9 protein-coding genes are annotated in these 19,440 nt (G+C 70.6%); 3 read left to right on the top strand and 6 right to left on the bottom strand.

Annotated elements, in window-relative coordinates; all coding sequences use genetic code 11:
* Positions 1-121: 121 nt before the first annotated feature.
* The 6 genes from ACZ7OI_RS08190 to ACZ7OI_RS08165 are packed head-to-tail and all read right to left on the bottom strand — an operon-like array spanning position 122 to position 13,336.
* Positions 122-4,072 (bottom strand): condensation domain-containing protein, encoded by a 3,951-nt coding sequence (locus ACZ7OI_RS08190; RefSeq protein WP_470263402.1) that lies wholly within the window; start codon positions 4,070-4,072, stop codon positions 122-124.
* A 43-nt stretch (positions 4,073-4,115) separates the two neighbouring features.
* On the bottom strand, positions 4,116-5,378 hold the full coding sequence (locus tag ACZ7OI_RS08185; RefSeq protein WP_470263401.1) for an MFS transporter: 1,263 nt from the start codon (positions 5,376-5,378) through the stop codon (positions 4,116-4,118).
* A complete protein-coding gene (locus tag ACZ7OI_RS08180) occupies positions 5,371-6,123 on the bottom strand; it encodes a thioesterase II family protein (RefSeq protein ID WP_470263400.1) in 753 nt (250 codons plus the stop codon). The genes ACZ7OI_RS08185 and ACZ7OI_RS08180 overlap by 8 nt, the downstream gene beginning before the upstream one ends.
* The gene (locus tag ACZ7OI_RS08175; RefSeq protein WP_470263399.1) at positions 6,120-7,022 is read right to left on the bottom strand and encodes a GHMP family kinase ATP-binding protein; all 903 of its coding nucleotides are present in this window, start codon (positions 7,020-7,022) and stop codon (positions 6,120-6,122) included. Before ACZ7OI_RS08175 ends, ACZ7OI_RS08180 begins: the two co-directional genes overlap by 4 nt.
* Positions 7,023-7,043: 21 nt before the next feature.
* Positions 7,044-7,820 carry a thioesterase II family protein gene (locus ACZ7OI_RS08170; RefSeq protein ID WP_470263398.1) on the bottom strand — a complete coding sequence of 259 codons (777 nt, stop codon included), beginning with the start codon at positions 7,818-7,820 and terminating at the stop codon, positions 7,044-7,046.
* Positions 7,817-13,336 carry an amino acid adenylation domain-containing protein gene (locus ACZ7OI_RS08165; protein ID WP_470263397.1) on the bottom strand — a complete coding sequence of 1,840 codons (5,520 nt, stop codon included), beginning with the start codon at positions 13,334-13,336 and terminating at the stop codon, positions 7,817-7,819. Before ACZ7OI_RS08165 ends, ACZ7OI_RS08170 begins: the two co-directional genes overlap by 4 nt.
* Positions 13,337-13,579: 243 nt before the next feature.
* Between ACZ7OI_RS08165 and ACZ7OI_RS08160 the strand changes: the two genes are divergently transcribed.
* The 3 genes from ACZ7OI_RS08160 to ACZ7OI_RS08150 are packed head-to-tail and all read left to right on the top strand — an operon-like array spanning position 13,580 to position 19,436.
* Positions 13,580-16,717 (top strand): non-ribosomal peptide synthetase, encoded by a 3,138-nt coding sequence (locus tag ACZ7OI_RS08160; protein WP_470263396.1) that lies wholly within the window; start codon positions 13,580-13,582, stop codon positions 16,715-16,717.
* Positions 16,714-17,907, top strand: a complete 1,194-nt coding sequence (locus tag ACZ7OI_RS08155) for an FAD-dependent oxidoreductase (RefSeq protein WP_470263395.1) — start codon at positions 16,714-16,716, stop codon at positions 17,905-17,907. The genes ACZ7OI_RS08160 and ACZ7OI_RS08155 overlap by 4 nt, the downstream gene beginning before the upstream one ends.
* Before the next feature lie 14 nt (positions 17,908-17,921).
* The gene (locus ACZ7OI_RS08150) at positions 17,922-19,436 is read left to right on the top strand and encodes an AMP-binding protein (protein ID WP_470263394.1); all 1,515 of its coding nucleotides are present in this window, start codon (positions 17,922-17,924) and stop codon (positions 19,434-19,436) included.
* The last annotated feature ends 4 nt before the right edge of the window (positions 19,437-19,440 follow it).

Raw genomic sequence — 19,440 nt, 5'->3', positions numbered from 1 at the left:
TCCGATGCGACAACGGCAGAGCCGCACGGTGAAACAACATCTGAAGCCCCCTCCGGGGGCGATACAGGACGAACTCGGTCGAGCGTTCTGCTGCCGCACCTCCCGGGGTCCTGAGCCTCGCTCAGCGGCCACGGCGGCGGACCACCGGCGGCTCGGCGGAGTGCGAAGGAGGCAGCCGGTCGAGTTCCCCGGCCAGGTCCCGGATCGTGCGGTGCTCGAAGCACTGGGACAGGGTCAGCGTCACCCCGAACTCCGAGCGGATCTCCGCCAGCATCCGCATCGCGGACAGCGAATGTCCGCCCAGCTCGAAGAAATCGTCCTCGGTACCGATACGGTCCACGGCGAACAGCTGCCGCCAGATGACGGCGAGCGCCTTCTCCGTCGCGGTGACGGGCTCAGCGTGCCCGCCCGCGCGCCCTGGCACGGCCACCGCGGCCGGTGCCAGGCCGCCCACGGGCAACTCGTCGACGACCAGCACCGACGACGGCGCCAGCTCCGACGGCAGCAGGCCCGCGGCGTGCTCGCGCAGCACTGTCGGGTTCACCCGAACCTGGGGCGTCACCGGCCGCACGTAGCCGACGACACCGCCGTCCGCGCCGACGGCCGCCACCGCGTCACCGACCGCTGGGTGGGCGCGGAGCACAGCCTCCAGTGCGGCCAGGTCCTTCACTGCGGCGGGCTGGACGGGGTCGGCCACCAAACGGAGCGTGCCGTCGCCGGACCACCGGCCCCGCCTACCGGTGCGGAGCATCCGCGCGCCCGGCGGCCCGAACGGGCAGGGCAGGAACACCGCGGCGGTCTCACCGGGACGGTCGGCCAGACCGTCGCCCGTGAGGTGCAGTTCGCCCGTCACACCCGGTGCCACCGGTTCGCCGCCGGCGTCGAGGAGGTACGCGCGGCCCGCGCCGACCGGCAATCCTGGTTCGCTGGGGTGGCAGGCGAGGCCCGGAAGTCCTGCCGCTTCGTAGAGGTCGTCGCTAGGACCGATCACGGACCAGTCGTCGAGGATCGTGGCGCGCTCGCGCGCGGTGAGCACCTCGATCGACCCGAGCGGCCGTTCGGGCTCGGCGACTACGGCGGCGAGCACGAGTGACCACCGGCGGGCCAAGGCGATGACGTCCGGCTCGTCGAACAGGTCGGCCGACGCTACCAGCGTCCCGCCGCACTCCCCCCGGTCCCGCTCCTCGGTCAGGTCGATGCTCAGGTCGTACGGCGTGGCCGAGGCCCGGATCTCCACCGGCGCACCGGTCGTGCCCCAGAGCGACGGCAGTGGTTCAGCCCCGGAGTTGAGCGAGAGCAGCACCTGGAACAACGGGGTGCGGCCGGGGCGGCGCACGCCGCCCACGGCATCGGCTACCGCGTCGAACGGGACGTCCTGATGCGCGAACGCACGCAAGTCCGTTTCCCGCACGCGCTCGAGCAGCTCGGTGAAAGCGGGGTCGCCCGACGTGTCGATGCGCAGCACGAGCAGATCCGCGAAACAGCCGATGACCCGGTCGAAGGCCGGATCGGCGCGACCGGCCGACGGTGCGCCGATCGGCAGGTCCGTGCCGGCGCCGAGCCGGGTAAGCAGCACCGCGAGCGCCGACTGCAGCACCATATAGACGCTCACCCCGCGGTCCGCGGCAAGCGCCACCACCGCCCGGTACAAGGCGGGTTCCAGGTGTACCGGAACGGTGATCGCGCGGTTTCCCGGCCGGTCTGGCCGGGGCTTCGCGGCGGGTAGGGCGATCTCTTCGGGCAGGCCGTCGAGTTCCGCTCGCCAGAAGGCCAGTCCTTCGGTCGGGTCGGCGGCCGACGCGCGCGCTCGCAGGTGGTCGGTGAAGCTCCACTCGGGTTCGGGCCAGTCCACGAGGCTGCCCGCCGCCCTGGCGGCGTACGCGGTTTCCAAGTCCTGGCAAAGGGGTTTCCAGGACAGGCCGTCGCACACGATGTGGTGGATCACCAGCAGCAGCACGTGGTCCTCGTGCCCGACGCGGAAGAACCGCGCGCGCAGCGGCGGTCCCCCGGCGAGGTCGAACCGCTCAGCGAACACGGCGCGCACGGCCGCATCCAGCCCCTCCTCGCCGACTTCGGTGGGCTCGGGGTCCGGGCGGTAGGGCTCGGCGGTGCCCACGAGCTGGCGGGGCTCGCCGTTCTCGGCCGGGAAGCGCATCCGGAACGCCTCGTGCCGGACGCCGAGGTCGGCGATCGCGTCGGCGAGCGCGTCAAGGTCGAGCGGGCCGCGGAACCGCACGGCCAGCGGCATGTGGAAGTGCGTACGCACCTCACCCAGCTCGTTAGCCAGCCAGATTCCCCGTTGCTGCGCCGTCAGCGGCAGCGGGCCCGGCCGTTCCGGGGGCGGGGCGGGCGGGGCGGAGGGCGCGGGCACCGTTCCCGCCGCCTCGTCGACCAGCACGGCGAGGTCGGCCAGCAACGGGTGCTGCAGCATGTGGCGCACGGTCAGCCGGACCGACCACCGGCGGCGGATCCGCGCGATCACCTTGGTGGCGAGCAGTGAATCACCGCCGCCCGCGAAGAAGTGCGTGTCGCGGAAGACCTCGCCGCCGGAGAGCACCTCGGCCCACATCCCGGCGAGCACCTGCTCGGTGCCCGTGGCGGGTGGTTCGCCCGCGTCACCGGAACGACCCGCCTCGGCTTCGGCCGTCGCGATCGCGCGTGGTTCGGAGACCGGCAGCGCGCCGACGGCGGTGCCGGGACTGGAAAGGAACTCGGCGAGCAGCCTGCGGTAGTCGACGGCGAGTGCGCTGATCGTGGCTTCGTCGAACAGGTCGTCGGCGTAGAAGAAGTCGAAGGTCACCCCGCCCGGCTCGTACGACACGGCGAGTTCCAGATCGAACTTCGCGATGTCCCTCCGGGTTTCGGTCAACCGGACGTCGAGGTCGCCCAGCACGGGCGGCTCGGTCACCTCATTGACGCTGCACATGATCTGGAAGACCGGGTTCCGGCCGGGATCGCGGTGCACGCCGAGCGCGTCGACCACCCGGTCGAACGGGACGTTCTGGTGGGTCAGCGCGTCGACCGACGCGGTTCGCACGCGGTCCAGCAACGTGCCCAGCGACGGGCCGCCGGACACATCGACCCGCACCGCCACCGAGTTGGCGAAGTAGCCGACCACCTCTTCCCACTCCGGCAGCGGTCGGTTGGCCACCGGCACGCCGACCACCACGTCGTCCACCCCTGCGTAGCGGTGGATCAACGCTACGAGCACGGTGGTGGCGCAGGTGAACAGCGAGACCTCGTGGCCGCCGCCCCAGTCCGCGAGCCTTGCCCGCAGGTCGGCGGGCACCGGGACATGCACGGTGCCACCGGTGCCGCCCAGCACGACCGGGCGGGGACGGTCGGTCGGCAGTCCGGCGTCGGCGGACGACCCGGCGAGCTGACCGCGCCAGTATTCGAGCTGCCGCTGGTACAGCGCGGCCGCCTCGTCTCCCGATTCCCAAGCCGAATAGTCCCGGTACTGCGCGCCCGGTGGCCGGGGGCCGCCGGTGCCACGAATGCGCGCGGTGTACCGCTCCCCCAGCTCGCGGAAGAGCAGCCCCTCGGACCAGCCGTCGGTGATCGCGTGGTTCAGCACGATCGACAGGTGGTGCTCGTCGTCACCGGTCCGGCCGAGCAGGATGCGCACCAGCCGGTCCCCGTCGAGCGGGATCGGCTCCACGTCCGCAGCCGTCAGCACGGACAGCGCGGCGTCAAGCCCTTTGGCGGCCACCGTCTCCCGCAGGTCGAGCATTTCCCGCGGCACCGGACCGGGCTCGGCGACGACCTGGTGCACCTCGTCGTCGTCATCGGCCGTCAGGCGCGTTCGCAGGCTTTCGTGCCGCGCGACCACGTCGTCGAGTGCCGACCACAGTGCGTCGACGTCGAGACCGCCCCGCACGCGCAGCAGGAACGGCACGTTGTAGGTGGCGTTCGGACCGTTGAGCGCCTCGAGGAACCAAAGGCGGTTCTGCGACCGGGACGCCAGGACGGCACCGCCCGCCCGCTCCGCCCTGGCCACCGTGCGCTCAGGCGCGGCCGCCGCCGTGAAGATGCGGTCGAGGTCGGCTTTCCGGGGCGATGTGTCGGTCATTTCCGGGTTCTTCCTCCGTCGTCGCGTCGGTTCACGTGGTGGGTCAGCCGACGAGCTGAGTGCCGTCCTCGATGCTGCGCGCCCGCGCGACCGGGGACAGAAGCAGCACGACCGGCACGACCAGCAGGCCGGCGGCACCCACCACCAGGGCGGGCGGAATGCCGATCAGCGAGCCCAGTGCCCCACCCGCCAGCGCGCCGACCGGGGTGCCCGCCATGACCAGCATCCGCACGGCCGCGTTCATCCGGCCCTGCAGCTCATCCGGGGTGGCCGCCGTGCGGTAGCTGCGGATCGCGACGTTGGCCACGATCACCACCACCGCGTAAGTGAACTGGGTGAACAGCACAATCGCCACCGCGACCGGGCGGCCGGTCAGCACGGCAACGGGGGTGAGCAGCGCGTTCGCCGCGATGATCACCGAGATCACCACTAGCAGCCTGCCCAGCGGCAGCAGTGCACAGGCCCGTTCGGCCACCAGCGCACCGAGCAGCGACCCGACTCCGGTCATCGCCAGGATGATGCCGACGAGCACCGGTGGCAGCGCCAGTGTGCGCGTGATGAACAGCAGGAACACCGGCTCGATGACGAAGGCGAAGAAGTTGATCAGGAAGCTGCTCAGCGCGAGCGTCCGCACGATCACGTTGCCGTAGACGAACTTCAGGCCACCGGACATCTGCTGAAGGATCGACTGTTCCTCGCCGGCGGGTTTCTCCTCGCGCTTGCTGATCCGAAATGTGGAGAACGCCGCCAGCAGCGACGTGCCGACCCCCATCAGCGCCACCACGGGACCGCTGAGCAGCTGGATGATCAGCCCGCCGAGCGTCATGCCACCAATGTTGGACACCGACAGGCTGATCTCCAGCTTGCTGTTGCCCGCGATCAGCTCCTCGCGGCGCACCAGGCTCGGCAGCAGCGAGGCACTGCCGATGTCGGAGACGACACTGCACATGCCGACCACGAACACGACGCCCACCAGCACCGGGACGCTCAGCACGCCCCACCACACGGCCAGCGGAATGACCAGCAGCGCCACCCCGCGCACCAGATCGGCGCCCAGGATGATCGGACGCTTCGCCGATTTGTCCAGCCACACCCCGACGAACAGGCTCATCAGCAGGTAGGGCAGGAACTCCGTGGCCGAGACCACGCCAACCTCGAACGCGCTGGCGCCTAGGTAGGTGGCGGCCAGCAGTGGGACCACCACGGCGATCACGTTCGTGCCGACGCTGGAGAGGGTCTGCGCCGTCCACAGCCACCGGAAATCCGCGCTGGCCCACACCGAGCCGCGCTTCTCGCCGTCAGCCACGGGGCACCCGCTCGGAGAGCATCTCGGCCACCGTCTCGATCACCGCGCCCTGCTGAGCGCCGGTCAGGAAGAAGTGCCCGCCGGGAAAGACGTGGAACCCGCCGTCACCGCCGAACCTGCCCCAGCCGTCCCGGTCTTCGAGCGTGAGCGGATCGTCCTCCCCGTAGAGCGCGGTGACCGGGCAACCGAGCGGCTTCGCCGCCACCGGGGGCATCGACCCGCAGACCCGGTAGTCGGCGCGCAGCGCCGGAAGGACGAGTTCGAGCAGTTCGGCGTGCTCCAGCGCGGCTCCGGCGGTGCCGCCCCGCTCCACCAGCGACTCGCGCAGCACGTCGTCTCCCGATTCACCGAGTTCGCGCTCGACCCCGCGGTCGTAGCGATCCGGCGCGGTCATGCCGCTGACGACCAGCCGTTCGGGCGCGCGGGCACCGGCTTCGACGCGGTGGCGGACGAGCCCGAACGCCAGCAACGCGCCCATGCTGTGGCCGAAGAGAACGTGCGGCACCCCCATCAGCGGTGCCAGGCCTTCGGCGATCAGGGCCACCGACCGGCCGTACTCCTCTTCGGGCCGTTCGGCGAGCCTGCTCTCCCGGCCCGGCAGTTGCACCGGAAGCACTTCGGCTTCCCGCGGCAACCGCCGCACCCAGTCCCGGTACATCGAGGCCCCGCTGCCCGCTGCGGGCAGCAGGAACACCCGCAACGGCGGGTCGGGGCGCGGGGCGGACGCGAGCACCCACGGGTTCACGGACTTACCTCCGGTTTCTGGGGCGGCAGGGAATCGTGGACCGAGACCGGACCACCGACGAGTTCGCGGACGATCCCGGTCTTGGCGTCCAGCGCGGGGTCGTCGGCGGGCAGCAGCACACCGAGCACAGTGCCGCTGTGCGCGAGCACCAACCCCAGCCCGCCGACCCGGTCGCAGGCCTCGCGCAGCCGGCGCAACCGGTGACTCGAGTCGCCGCGCAGCGCCAGTTCCGCGCTGCGGGTGGTCACCTTCCCGATCTCGGGCAGATCGCCCGCGCGGACCGCGTCCACGAGACGGTCGAGCAGACTGGCGTATTCGAACCGGTCTTCCGGCGGGCAGTGGTGCGGGCGGTCGTTGAACGCCACTGTGTCCACCTGGCCGCCGCGGTCGTGGCCGATCACCTTCACCGGCGGCAGCGGCCCGAGCACCTGGCGCAGCCGCACCTCCCGGTGGTAGAAGGCGACGACCTCCGGGTACATCACCCCGTCCGACGGCTCGATTCCGCGCAGCGCCGCCTCGATGTGCGCGGAGGTCTGGACCACGCCGAGCCCCGCAGCGGCCGCGCGAGCCACCGCGACCAGATCGGCCGAGGAGCTGGCCATCCCCTTGCCCTCGGGCAGGTCGCTGGCCAGCTCGACATGCGCGCCGCGCACCCGGCCGGTGGCCGACATGATCCTGCGGATCACCGCGAGTGCCTTGGTCTTGTGCGATGGAGACACTGTGAGCCGGTCGTGCTGGTCGCACAGGCACAGCGTCGCCGTGCTCCACTCGTCGATCGGGAAGGTGACGAGGAACTCGGGCCCGTCGTCGGGCAGCGCCCCCTGCAGCAGCTCGCCGAACGTGCCGAACGCCCGGCCGGTCGAGAGCGGCGCTCCCCGGCAGGTGCCGGTCCTGCTCAACACGCGCACCCCGCTCACCGCTCACCGCCTACCGGCGCGGCGGCGGCGCACCACCGGGTGCGGGTCAAGCGCGTCCGCGAAGACCTCGCACAAGGCGGGCGGCGCTTCGAGGAACGTGTGGTGGTCGCCGTCGAGCAGCACCGGCCGGTGCTCGCCCGGCGCGGCGTGGCGGCTCCAGCCGGTCATCTGGCCAGGCCGGATCTCGACGTCATCCGCCCAGCCGATGCCGACGACCGCGGCACGCAGCCGGTGGGGCTCGGCGAGCCGGTAGCGGCGCTGCATCGCCAGATCCTCTTCCAGCAGGTCCAGCGCCATTTCTTTGAAGTCGGGGCTGATCGCGCCGCCGAGTCGCCCGGCCAGCGCGTCCAGCTCTTCGTCGAGTTCCGCGCGGCGAAGCCACAACCAGCGCCCGAACGGCTCCTCGTCGGCGGCCAGCTGCGAGGACACGAACAGCGCGTGCAGCGGGTGGTCGTGGACGCGGTCCAGTTCCAGCGCGGTGGCGAACGCGGACAACGCACCCCCACAGTGGCCGAAGAATCCAGAGGGCCGGTCCAGATAGGGCAGCAACGCCACCGCGGCCTGCTCGGCGAGCTCCTCGAAACACTCCGGGCGCGGTTCACGCATCCGGTTCTCCCGGCCCGGCAGCTGGATCGGCAGCACCTCCGCCGCGCCGACACGGCGCGGCCAGTCCCGGTACATCGACGCACCGGTACCGGAGTACGGGAAGCAGAACAAGCGCGCGGGGGCGTCCTCGGAAGGCTGCCGGAACAGCCACCGGCCCGGATCGGTGCTCGTCACGGGCTCCCCTCCGCCGCGTCGATGGCCGACCTCAGCACCGAGACCACTTCGCCGAGATACGGCGGATCGAGCAGCGCGTAGTGCCCGCCCGCCAGTCCGCGCACGCGCAGTTCGCCCACCACACCGCGCCAGGCGTCCGCAGTGCCGAGCGCTCGGCCGTCCGCTCCTTCGAGGTAGTGCGCCACACCGGGGAAGCGGCCGGGACGATGGCCGTTGTGCGCAGCCACGTGCGCGCCCAGCACAGTCATCCTGGCGCGCAGGCCCGCCAGGCCGAGGCCGGTGCGCGGGTCGTCCGCTAGCGCCACGAGCCGTTCGGCGGTGCTGCCCCGACCGGGCGTCTCGGCCCCGGACAGCCCGGCGATCTCCGAGACCAGGACGTCCACAATGGACTCTTCGGTCAGGTCGGCCGGGTCGACCTGGTCCGGGAACGCGGCGTCGAGCATGGTCAGCGAGATCCGGCGAACGCCGCGGGCGTGCAGCAGACAGGCGGCCTCGTGCGCGAGCACGGCACCGTAGGACCAGCCGAACAAATGCACGGGCTCACCGGGGTCCAGCAGCGAGAGGTAGTGCGCGGCCTGATCCCGCACGGTCAGGTGACCGAGCCGCCCCGTTTCCAGCCCTCCGCTCGACACAGCCCTGACCGGACGTCCTGGCGGCAGTGCGTCGGCGAGTGCGCGGTAGCCGAACACGTTGCCGCCCGCCGCGTGGAACAACAGCACTGGCGGCAGGTCGCCGGCACGGCGCAGGGTCACCGCCGTGGCCGCGTCGCGCCTGCGGGGCGCTTGGCCGTCGAGGAACGAGGCCAGCTTCTCGACCGTGTCGTGGGCGAGCAGGTCGGCGACCGTGACCTCTCCGCCGATGATGTGCTGCAGCCGGGCGACCAGGCTCAGTGCGTTGAGCGAGTGCCCGCCCAGTTCGGCGAACGTCACGTCCGCGCCCACCTCCGGCACCCCGAGCACCTCCGCCCAGACCGCCGCGACGGCGAGCTCGGCCGGCGTGGAGGGTGGCCTGGCAGGTGCCTGCTCGGCCACGCCGAGACCGGCGAGCGCGCGGCGGTCGACCTTGCCGCTCGAGGTCAGCGGGAGCGCGGGCAGCTGTACCCAGGCACTTGGCACCAAATGCCCCGGCAGCCGGTCGATCGCCAGCCGCCGCACGCCTTCGACGTCCTCGGCGGTCACATAGGCCGTCAGACGGCCGTCGACGTAGGTGACCGCCGCGCCGTGCGCAGGCCCCGCAAGCGCCGCTTCGATCTCGCCGAGCTCCACACGCATCCCGCGGATCTTGACCTGGCCGTCCTCACGGCCGAGATAAACGAGCGCGCCATCGGGGCGGCGCCGGACGAGGTCTCCGGTGCGGTACAGCCGCTCCGCCACGCCGTCCGGGCGATGCTCGACGAAGCGTTCGGCGGTCAGGTCCGGCCTGCCGTAGTAGCCGTCGGCGAGACAGCGCCCGCCGAGGTACAGCTCCCCCGGCACGCCAATCGGGACCAGCCGTCCACGCCGGTCGAGCACGTGCGTGCGCGCGTTGGCGATGGGGTGGCCGATCGGTACCGGTCCGTCGGGCTCGTCGTCCCGGCACCGCCACACAGTCACGTCGACCGCCGCTTCGGTCGGGCCGTAGAGGTTCGCCAGCTCCGCATCCGATCGCGCGGCAAACTCGCGGTGCATCTGTCTCGGCAGCGCTTCGCCGCTGCTGATGACCAGGCGCAATCCAGGACAGCGGCCGGGGCCGTCGGCGTCGAGGAACGCCTGCAGCATCGAAGGGACGAAGTGCGTGACGGTGACCGCCTCGGTGGTGATCACGTCGACGAGATAGCCAGGGTCCCGGTGCCCGCCCGGCTTCGCGACGACCAGTCCGGCACCGGCGATCAGAGGCCAGAAGAACTCCCACACCGAGACGTCGAACGTGGCGGGTGTCTTCTGCAGCACGCGATCCGCCGCGGTGAGGGCGAACTCCTCCTGCGTCCACAGCAGGCGGTTCGCGATCGCCCGGTGCGAGACCACCACGCCCTTGGGCCGCCCGGTGGAGCCCGAGGTGAAGATCAGGTAGGCCGGGTCCTCCGGAGTGGTCTGGCAGGCAGGCCCCTCGGCGGCGCGGTCGGCGGCGAGTTCGCCGTCGGGCGGCACGCGCACATGCCCGGCAGGCGCGCCGTCCAAGGTGGCCGACGGCACAGGATCGGTCAGCACCAGGTCCACGCCGACGTCGGCCAGCCGCACAGCCGTGCGGGCCGGAGGATCGGCTGGGTCGACCGGCACGTAGGCGCAACCGGCCTTGAGCACGCCGAGCAACGCCACGACGAGACCGGCTCGCCGCTCGAGGCACACCGCGACGCGATCGCTCGCACGAGCACCTGCTTCGACCAAGCGGTGGGCGATCCGGTTCGCCGCTCCGTCCACTTCGGACCACGTAAGCGAGGTCCCGCCGCTCAGCAGCGCGACGGCATCCGGCGACCGCCGGACCTGCTCTTCGACCATCCGATGGAGGACGAACGGGCCCGGATAGTCGCGCGCGGTGTCGTTCCACCGCACGAGATCGGCCTTCTCCTTGTCTGCCAACAGATCCGCGTCACGGTGCGGCGCGTCGGGGTCCGCCACCAGCGCGCGGGCAGCCGCGGCGTAGTAGCCGTGGAACCGCCCCACGTCCGCCGTGGTGATGCGGGCCGCGTCGTAGCGGAGGGACAAGCCGATGGAGTCGCGTGCCAGCTCCCGGTAGAACGCGGCGCCGAGCAGGAAGTTCGTGGGCGTGAGGCTGTCTTCGTGCAAGACCTCGACCGCACTGGGAATGGCGCCCTCGTTGTGGAAAAAGGTGTAGTTGAAGAACACGTCGAACAGCGCGCGGCCACCGAGTTCCTGCTGCACCCGGGTGAGCGGCACCCGCCGGTGCTGCTGGATCTCCAGATCCGCCGCCGCCATCGTGGCCACCAGCTTCGCCCATGACTCGTCGCCCAGCACGGTACGGAACGGAAGCGTGTTCAGGAACAGCCCGGCTACCCGGTCCGCATCGGCCTCCTCGGGCCGCCCGTTGTAGACGACGCCGGAGAGTACGTCGTCGTCCGCGCTCAGCAGGCCGAGCACCCGCTGATGCAGCGCCAGCAGAACCACCCGCAGCGGAACGCCGGCGCTCGCGGCGAAGGCGACCAGACCACGCGAGACGTCCTCCGGCAGGTCTTCTTCCCACGCGGCCATGTCGGGCTCACCGGTCTCCGGCGCGGCGGGGACCCGGGTCACCACGTGCCCGGCGAGGGTGTCACGCCAGAACGCCAGCCCCGCCTCGTCCTCGGCGGCGGCCCGCTCCAGCGCGATGAAGGACCGGTACTTCGACTTCGGCGGCGGAGCGAGTTCCACCGGCTCGCCGAGTTCCCTGAGGTACAGCGTGAGCAGTTCGCCGAACAACAGCCGTTCGCTCCAGCCGTCGAGCACCGCATGGTGCAGCACCGTCCACAGCTGTGCGGTCCCGCCGGACCGGCGTTGTACGTGGAAGGCAAGCAACGGCGGGCTCCCCGGATCGAACGAACGCCGGGATTCGAGCCGCATTCGTTCCGCCACAGCGGTTTCGTCGTCGCCCGTGAGGTACTCGAAGGTCACCGGCGGCACCGCTGCCCGGTGCACGACCTGCAGCGGACTGGAATACCGGGCCAGGTCGAACGAAGTGCGCAGGATCTCGTGCCGCTCGGCCAGACGCAGCACGGCCGCGCGCCACGCGGGCTCCGACCAGGACGGCACGCGCAGGTGCGCGGTGATCACGTCGTGGTAGGCGGTTTTCGCCGCGGTGGCTCCGCTGTGATAGAGCATCCCGAGTTGCAGCGCAGACAACGGGTACGCGTCTTCGGCGTCTGCGGGCAGCAGCGCGCGGTCGGCGGCGGGCACCAGAGAGAAGGGTTCCAGCGTGGGCACGGGACCCGGCGGGTCACCCGCCCGGCCCGCCGCCGCGGCCAGGTCGCGGACGGTCTGGTGCGCCAGCACCGCTTGCGCGGTGAAGCCGAGCCCGCGTTCGGCCGCGCGCGCCACGATCTGCACGACCCGGATGGAGTCGCCGCCCGCCTCGAAGAAGTTGTCGTCGATGCCCACGCGGGGACGGCCGAGCACCTCGGCCCACACCTCGGTCAGCGCCGTCTCGATCTCGTCGCGGGGGGCGGCGTACTCGGTGCGCTCGCGGCGGGCGGCGGCCGTCACCGCCCGTTCCGGACGCGGCCCGCTTGCGAAGAAGTCGTGCAGCGACCTGGCCGGGTTTTCCGCCGCGAGCACGAGCACGCGGCGGTAGTCGTCGAGGAAGGTTTCGGCCCACTCCTGGGAGTACCGGTCCGAACGGTACTCCAGCTCCACCGCCGGCTCGTGCTCGAAGTCGTTGAACTGCAAGGATAGCGGGAACTTCGCGGTGGTCGAATCGACCTCGACCGGGGTGAACCGCACGGCACCGGCGGAAACCGGCTCGACCATCGTGTCACCGGAGCTGAACGCCGCCTGCACGATCGGCTCGACACCAGGGGTGCGCACCGGGTTTACCCGGTGCACCACCATGTCGAACGGAACCTCCTGGTTGTCCTGGGCGCGCACGGCGTTCACGCGCACCAGCGCAGCCAGCTCGGCGAACGTCGCCGGAGTGCCGAGGTCCGTGCGCACGGCCACCATGTTCACGAAACAGCCGACGGTGTCGCGGAATTCGGCTCGCGTGCGGTTGAACGCAGGTACCCCGACCACCACGTCGGCGACACGGCAGCGATCGGCGAGCAGGAGCTGGTAGGCAGCGAGGTACATCGAGAACGCCGTGCCTCCCGTGGCACGGGCGAGTTCCCGCAGCGTGCGCACCGCAGCCACCGGAAGCTTCGCGTCCGCGACCGCGCCCGAGCGCGGCGCACCGTCGTCGGGCAGATCCGGGTGAGGCACGAGAACCGGCGGGTCACCGGCCAGTGTTGTCTCCCAGAAACGCAGCTGCCGCTCGGCCGCCTCACTGTCGAGCCAATCACTGTGCCACTGTGAGTAGTCGCCGAACTGGTAGCCCGCTTCGGGCAGCTCGGGATCGCGCCCGGCCGACAGGCTCGCGTACGCCTGGGCGAACTCGTCGACGATCACCCGGACGGACCAGCCGTCGCAGATCGCGTGGTGCAGGCAAAGGGCGAGCACCGAGCCGTGCTCGCCCCGGTCCGCCAGCGCGGCCCGGAACAACGGGCCCGTGCCGAGGTCGAACGGGCGCCTGACCTGCGCTCTCATCCATTCGCCGATATCGGCCACCCCGGTATCCACCGTCCACCCGACTGCGAATACTCGGTCGACGATCTGAAGCAAGCCTTTTAGCGATACTTGAAATCGAGTGCGAAGAACCTCGTGGCGATCGGCGACAAATTGGACCGCACGCCGCAGTAAATCGTGGTCGAGCAGTCCGTCTGCGCGCAGGAACACCGGGACGTGGTAGTCGGGTCCGCCACCCCGCGTCGTCTGCATAAAATGCAGCTGCTGCTGGGTGTGCGATGCAGGAAAAGCGTCTTCGACGCCATCGAGGTCCGAGACGTCATCGTACACGCGTTGTGCCCCCCTAGGCCCCAGCTGTGCGAATCTCGCCCGACGGGCGGCGAGCAAGCGCTTCGACTTCACTCGCTCCAATGTTCTGCCACGTAATCACCTGTCATGTCAACTTTTTCCCGACAATGGTTCTGAACCGCTTCCGGCGGTTCCAGCACACCGATAGGTGTACTAGCATCCGGAAGGCGGCCAGCCGTGGTGCCGACTGACAATAGGGGCCAAATGCGTGATAACGGGGGGCAAATGCGTGACCGAACTTGTCCATTGTCACCACAGCAACGTAGACTCTGGGCCCTTCACCAGCTGCTGCCCGGACTGCCGGTTTACAACAGCCCTTACGCGTACCGGGTAGAACACCCGCTCGACCCGGAGCTGCTGGAGCGCGCGGTCCGCGCCGTGATCGTCGCGCACGAGGCGCTGCGGACCGGGTTCCCGCTCCGCGACGACGAACCCGTGCAGCTGATCGCCGGTGAAGTCGCCTTCGCTCTGGCGGTGACTGACACCACCGACGAAGGGCTCGACGCGGCGGTGCGCGCCGCGGCGGCGGAACCCTTCGACCTTGAACGCCCAGGATTGTTCGACATCGGGCTCTTCCGCTCACCGGCAGCGGGCTCGGTGCTGCTGGTGAACCTGCACCACATCATCACCGACGCGCAGTCGAACCAGATCGTGGCCGAAGACATCGCGGCGGCCTACACCAACCTCGTGGCGGGCGAGGAGCCCGCAGTCCCGGACGCGCCGTCCTACGCCGAACACGCCGGACGCCTGGCCGAGCGGCTCGCGAACGGCTTGGCCGAAAAGGAAGCCGCCTTCTGGGCGAAGACCCTCGACGGCCTGCCACCGCTGCTGAACCTCCCGATCGACCGAGCGCGGCCCGCACAGCAGAGCTTCGAAGGCAGCCTGTACGAGTTCACCATCCCCGCCGAAACCGCGACCGCGCTCGCCGGGCTGGCACGGGAACGGCGGATGACGCCGTACATGGTGCTGCTCGGCGTGGCAGGCCTTCTGATCCAAGGACACACCGGTGTTCCCGACCTGCCCATCTGCGTACCCGTCGCCAACCGGAACGACCCCGCGCTCGAACGCGCCGTCGGCTTCTTTGTGAACCTGGTCGTGCTGCGGATCCGGCACCGGCCGGACGCGACGATCAGCGAGTACCTCGACGAGGTGCGAGCGGCGTGCGTCGGCGCCTACCGGCACCAGAACGTGCCGTTTGACGACGTCGTCCGCGGACTGGGCCTGCAAGGCGTGCTCAGCCACAGCCCGCTCGCGCAGGTGATCGTCAACTACCACCACGAGGCCCCGCAGGCACCGGAGTTCGCCGGGCGGCCGGCGCACCGGTGGTCGGTGCACACCGGTTACGTCGAGACCGATCTCGAATTCGAAGTCGAGCATCAAGCCGATGGCTCCTTCGCGGTCACGATCGCCTACGCGGACGCTCTGTTCGACAGAGAGACCATCGCGCGCCTCGCGGACGGACTGGACGCGCTCGCGGCCAGGGTCGCCGCCGCACCGAAAACCCTTGTGGGGGCACTGGAACTGCGAGCCGACGCCGAGATCGCGGCAGTCGCCCGCTGGAACGACACCACCGAAGCCATCCCAGAACCCTTGTTGCTGCACCAGATGTTCGAAAACCGCGCCGCGATCTCACCGGATTCGGTCGCCGTGGTCCAAGGCGACCGCTCGCTGACCTATCGCGAACTCGACGAACGTGCCGGGGCGCTCGCGCGCCGCCTGCGCGCGCTCGGCGCGGGCCCAGACCGCGTGGTCGGCGTCCAGGCGGACCGTTCACCGGAACTCGTCGTCGCGCTGCTCGGCGTGCTCAAAGCCGGTGCCGCGTATCTCCCGCTCGACGACGCGGCGCCGCCTGCCCGCATCAAGGAACTGCTCGCCGACGCTCACGCGGACATCCTGGTCCAGAGCGGGAATCCGGCAGAGATCCCCGACGGGGTGCGCGCCGTCGACCCGGCCGATCCGGGCGCCGCACCCGACGAGCACTGGCCACTCCCGCACCCGGATGCCCTCGTCTCGGTGTACTACACCTCGGGTTCGACCGGAATGCCCAAGGGCGTGGCCAGCACGCACCGCGGCTGGGTCAACCGCATGGTGTGGATGCAGCGCGAGCACCGACTCCAGCCGGGTGAGACCGTGCTGCACAAGACGACCATGACCTTCGACGACTCCGCGCTCGAGATCTTCTGGCCGCTGGCCAACGGCGGCCGGATCGCCGTGCTCGAACCCGGCGCGCACCGGGACCCGTTGGCGATCCTGCGCGCCGTGCGGCAGTACGGGGCCGTCTACCTGCAAGTCGTGCCGACCATGCTCATCGCGATGCTGGACGAACTGGAGCACGCACCCGATCTCACGCCGAAAACGTTGCGCGCCACCACTTCCAGCGGCGAAGCCCTCTTCCCCGCCACGGTGTCGCGGTTCCACCGGCTGTTGCCGGGTTCGCTCCACAACACCTGGGGCGCCACCGAGGTTTCGATCGATTCGACCGCGCACCGGTGCGGCCCGGAAGACAGGGAAGGCACCGCACCGGTGTGCCTGGGCCTGCCGTTCGACAACAACACCGTGCACGTGCTCGACGCCGACCTCCGCTCGGTTCCGCTCGGCGTGGTGGGCGACCTTTACATCGGCGGGGACGGCCTCGCACGCGGTTATCTCGGCGACCCCAGGCGCACGGCGGGCGCGTTCATCCCCGACCCCTGGCGGCCCGGCGGGCGGCTGTACCGCACCGGGGACCAGGGCTCGCGCCGCCCGGACGGCGCACTGCGGTTCGCCGGGCGCAGCGACCACCAGGTGAAGATCCGCGGCATGCGGGTGGAACTCGGCGAGATTGAGGCGACCCTGCAGCGGCACCCGTCGATCAACGAAGCTGTCGTGCTCGTGCACGGGACCGGACTGATGAAACGCCTTGTCGCGTTCACCACGCCCGCCGACCCCGGTGTCCCGCCGGACACCGACGAGGTGCTGGCGCACGCGCGCCAATGGCTGCCGGAGCACATGGTCCCGTGGCGGCATGTCGTACTGGACTCGTTCCCGCTGACCACCAGCGGCAAGATCGACCGGCGATCGATCGAGGTACCCGAGGTGCTGCCGTCGCCGCCTGCGGCGCGGCAGCCGAGCAGCTCGGCCGAGCTGTTCGTGGCGGGCCTGTGGTGTGACCTGCTCGGCGTGCGGGACATCGGTTTGGACGACAACTTCTTCGCACTGGGCGGGCATTCGCTGATCGCGACCCAGTTCACCGCACGCGTCCGGCAACGGCTCGGAGTCGATCTGCCCCTGGTCTCGCTGTACGCCGAGCCGACCGTCGACGCCATCGCCGAACGGCTCGAAGACCTGGTGACCGTGCGCCTGACCGCCGAGGCCGAGGTGTGAGCGATCTCTACGACGTGGTCGTCGCTGGTGCCCGCTGCGCCGGTGCCGCCACCGCCCTTTTGTTTGCCAGGCAGGGAAAACGGGTGCTGCTGGTGGACCGCGCCGCGATCGGCTCGGACACGATGTCGACCTTGTTCATCCGGCAATCGGGGGTGGCGTTGCTATCCCGGTGGGGTGTGCTGGACGCGGTGGTGGCCTCCGGCTGCCCGCCGCTGGACACCATCGGCTACGACGCGGGCGGGGTGCGGTTGAGCGCGCCGGCGCCCACTGTGCCCGGAGCCGACGCCGCGTACGCGCCGCGGCGCGCCGTGCTCGACCGACTGCTCGTCGAAGCCGCCGTCGAAGCAGGCGCCGAAGTCGCGGAGCGGACCTCGGTGCGCGAACTGCTCGGCGACGGCGACCGGGTCACGGGCGTGCGCGTGGCGTGCGGCGGGACCGAACGGGATATCCGGGCGTGCCTGGTCGTCGGGGCGGACGGGATGCGGTCCCGGATCGCCGAACTGACAGGCGCGCCGCTGCGGGTGAGCGACCCGCTGGCGACCTGCGTCTACTACACCGCGTGGCAGGGCTTGGACGTCGGTTTCGGCTTCCACCAGCGTCCGGGCAGCTGGATCGCCCGCATCCCGACGCACGACGGGCTGACCCTGGTGTCGACGTATTTCCCGCAGCGGGAGTTCGACGACATCCGCCGCGATCCACTGGCCAAGCACCTGAATTCGGTGCGCGCCAACGCACCCGACCTGCACGAACTGCTGGCGGACGCCGAACTGGCCGGTCGCGTGCGCGGCACCGGCGACCAGCGCAACTTCTACCGGCTCGGGCATGGCCCCGGCTGGGTGCTGGTCGGCGACGCCGGCCACCACCTCGACACGATCACCGCTTCCGGAATCTCCAACGCCTTCCTTCAAGCGGACATCCTCGCCGGTGAAATGGCGAAGGCGGATCCGTCGGACGCGGCCGCGACCGACGCGGCCACCGCCCGGTTCGGTGCCCGCCGGGACACCGAGACCGCCGAGAACTACCGTGCCACACTCGACCTGGCGCGGTTGTCGATCACCCCTGCGCACGTGGACCTGTTGCGTTCCATCGGTTCCTCGCCGGAGCAGACCCGGCGCTACTTCGCCATGATCGTCGGCATCATCACCGCCGACGACTTCTTCGACGACCCCGACCTGCTCGATCTGCTGTGACCGGAGGAATCGGCATGGAATCACTGTGGGGCGGGGCGATCGACGCACCCTGCCTGCTCGGCTCGTTCGCCGGCCAGGTGCGCGAGCACCCGGACCGGGTGGCCGTCGTCGACGAGCACGGCTCGGTGACCTACCGCGCGCTGCTGGACCGGGTCGAGACGATCGCAGGCGCGCTGGCCGAATCGGGTGTCACGCCACGAGATCCGGTGGCGGTGACCGGGTCGCGCGGAGTGCCGATCGTGGCAGCCATGCTGGGCACGCTCTGGGCCGGTGCCTCCTATGTACCACTCGACAGCTCGTACCCGGCGCTGCGGCTGGCGCACATGCTGTCCGACTGCGGGGCGAAACTGCTGCTGCACGAAGGCGGTGCGCCGAATTTCGCACCCGAAGTCGCCCGGCTGCCGATTCCCGAGACCGGCTCGGCAACCCAGGTCGGTGCCGTGGCGCACGACGACGACCTGACCACCTACATCATCTACACCTCCGGTTCGACCGGCTGGCCCAAAGGCGTCGCGGTCCCCCACCGGTGCCTCGACGTGATGGTCGAATGGCAGTGGAACCACTCCGTGCGCCGTGATCTGCGCACGGCCCAGTTCGCACCGCTGAACTTCGACGTCTCATTCCAGGAGATACTGGGCACCCTGTGCGGGGGCGGCACCCTCGTCGTGGTGCCCGAGCGGTTGCGGCAGGACCCGTTCGAGCTGCTGGACTGGTTGCGCGACAACGAGATCGAACGACTCTTCCTGCCCTACGTCGCATTGCAGATGCTCGCCGTGGCCGCTTCCGACGAAGACCTCGACGGTATCGCGCTCGCCGAGGTGAACGCGGCGGGCGAGCAGTTGCTGTGCACACCGGACATCCGCCGGTTCTTTGAGCGCCTGCCCGCCTGTCGGCTCAACAACCATTACGGCCAAAGCGAATCCGCGATGGTCACCGCGCACACCCTGACCGGCGCGAGCGGCTCGTGGCCGACGCTGCCGCCGATCGGCACCCCGTTGCCCGGCTGCGAGGTACTGGTGGACCCGGTCGGCCCGGACGAACCCGGCGTCGGTGAACTGCTGGTCGCCGGCGCACCGCTGTCCGAAGGCTATCTGCACCAGCAGGAACTGAGCGCTCGGCGATACGTGCCCATCGCCCCGACCGCCCAGGGGCACACCCGGGCGTTCCGCACCGGTGACCTGGTGCGCGTCACCGACGGGCTGGTGTACTTCCTCGGCAGGCGCGACCAGGAGGTCAAGATCCGCGGATATCGGGTGAACCTGCTCGAGATCGAGGCCCAACTGCTGGAGCTGCCCGGTGTGGGCAACGCCGTCTGTGGCGTCCGGGAAGTGAACGGCACCAAGCAAATCCACGCGGCCGTGGTGCTCGAACCGGGCACCGCCGCGCTCGTACCCGAGCGGGTGCGCGCCGACCTCGCCCGCGTCCTGCCCGAGGTGTTTCTCCCGCAGGCGATCACCACCGTTCCGGAACTCCCGCGCTCCCCCAGCGGCAAGGTAGACCGGGAGGCCGTGGTCGCCTCGTTCGGCTGAACCT

The sequence above is a fragment of the Amycolatopsis sp. NPDC114503 genome (assembly GCF_055633655.1).
This window is presented reverse-complemented; position numbering and strand designations above follow the sequence as displayed.

What these genes read in the sequence shown, in the direction of transcription:
- ACZ7OI_RS08190 (WP_470263402.1), bottom strand. Translation starts at nt 4,072, where the DNA reads ATGACCGACACATCGCCCCGGAAAGCCGACCTCGACCGCATCTTCACG.
- ACZ7OI_RS08160 (WP_470263396.1), top strand. Translation starts at nt 13,580, where the DNA reads ATGCGTGACCGAACTTGTCCATTGTCACCACAGCAACGTAGACTCTGG.
- ACZ7OI_RS08150 (WP_470263394.1), top strand. Translation starts at nt 17,922, where the DNA reads ATGGAATCACTGTGGGGCGGGGCGATCGACGCACCCTGCCTGCTCGGC.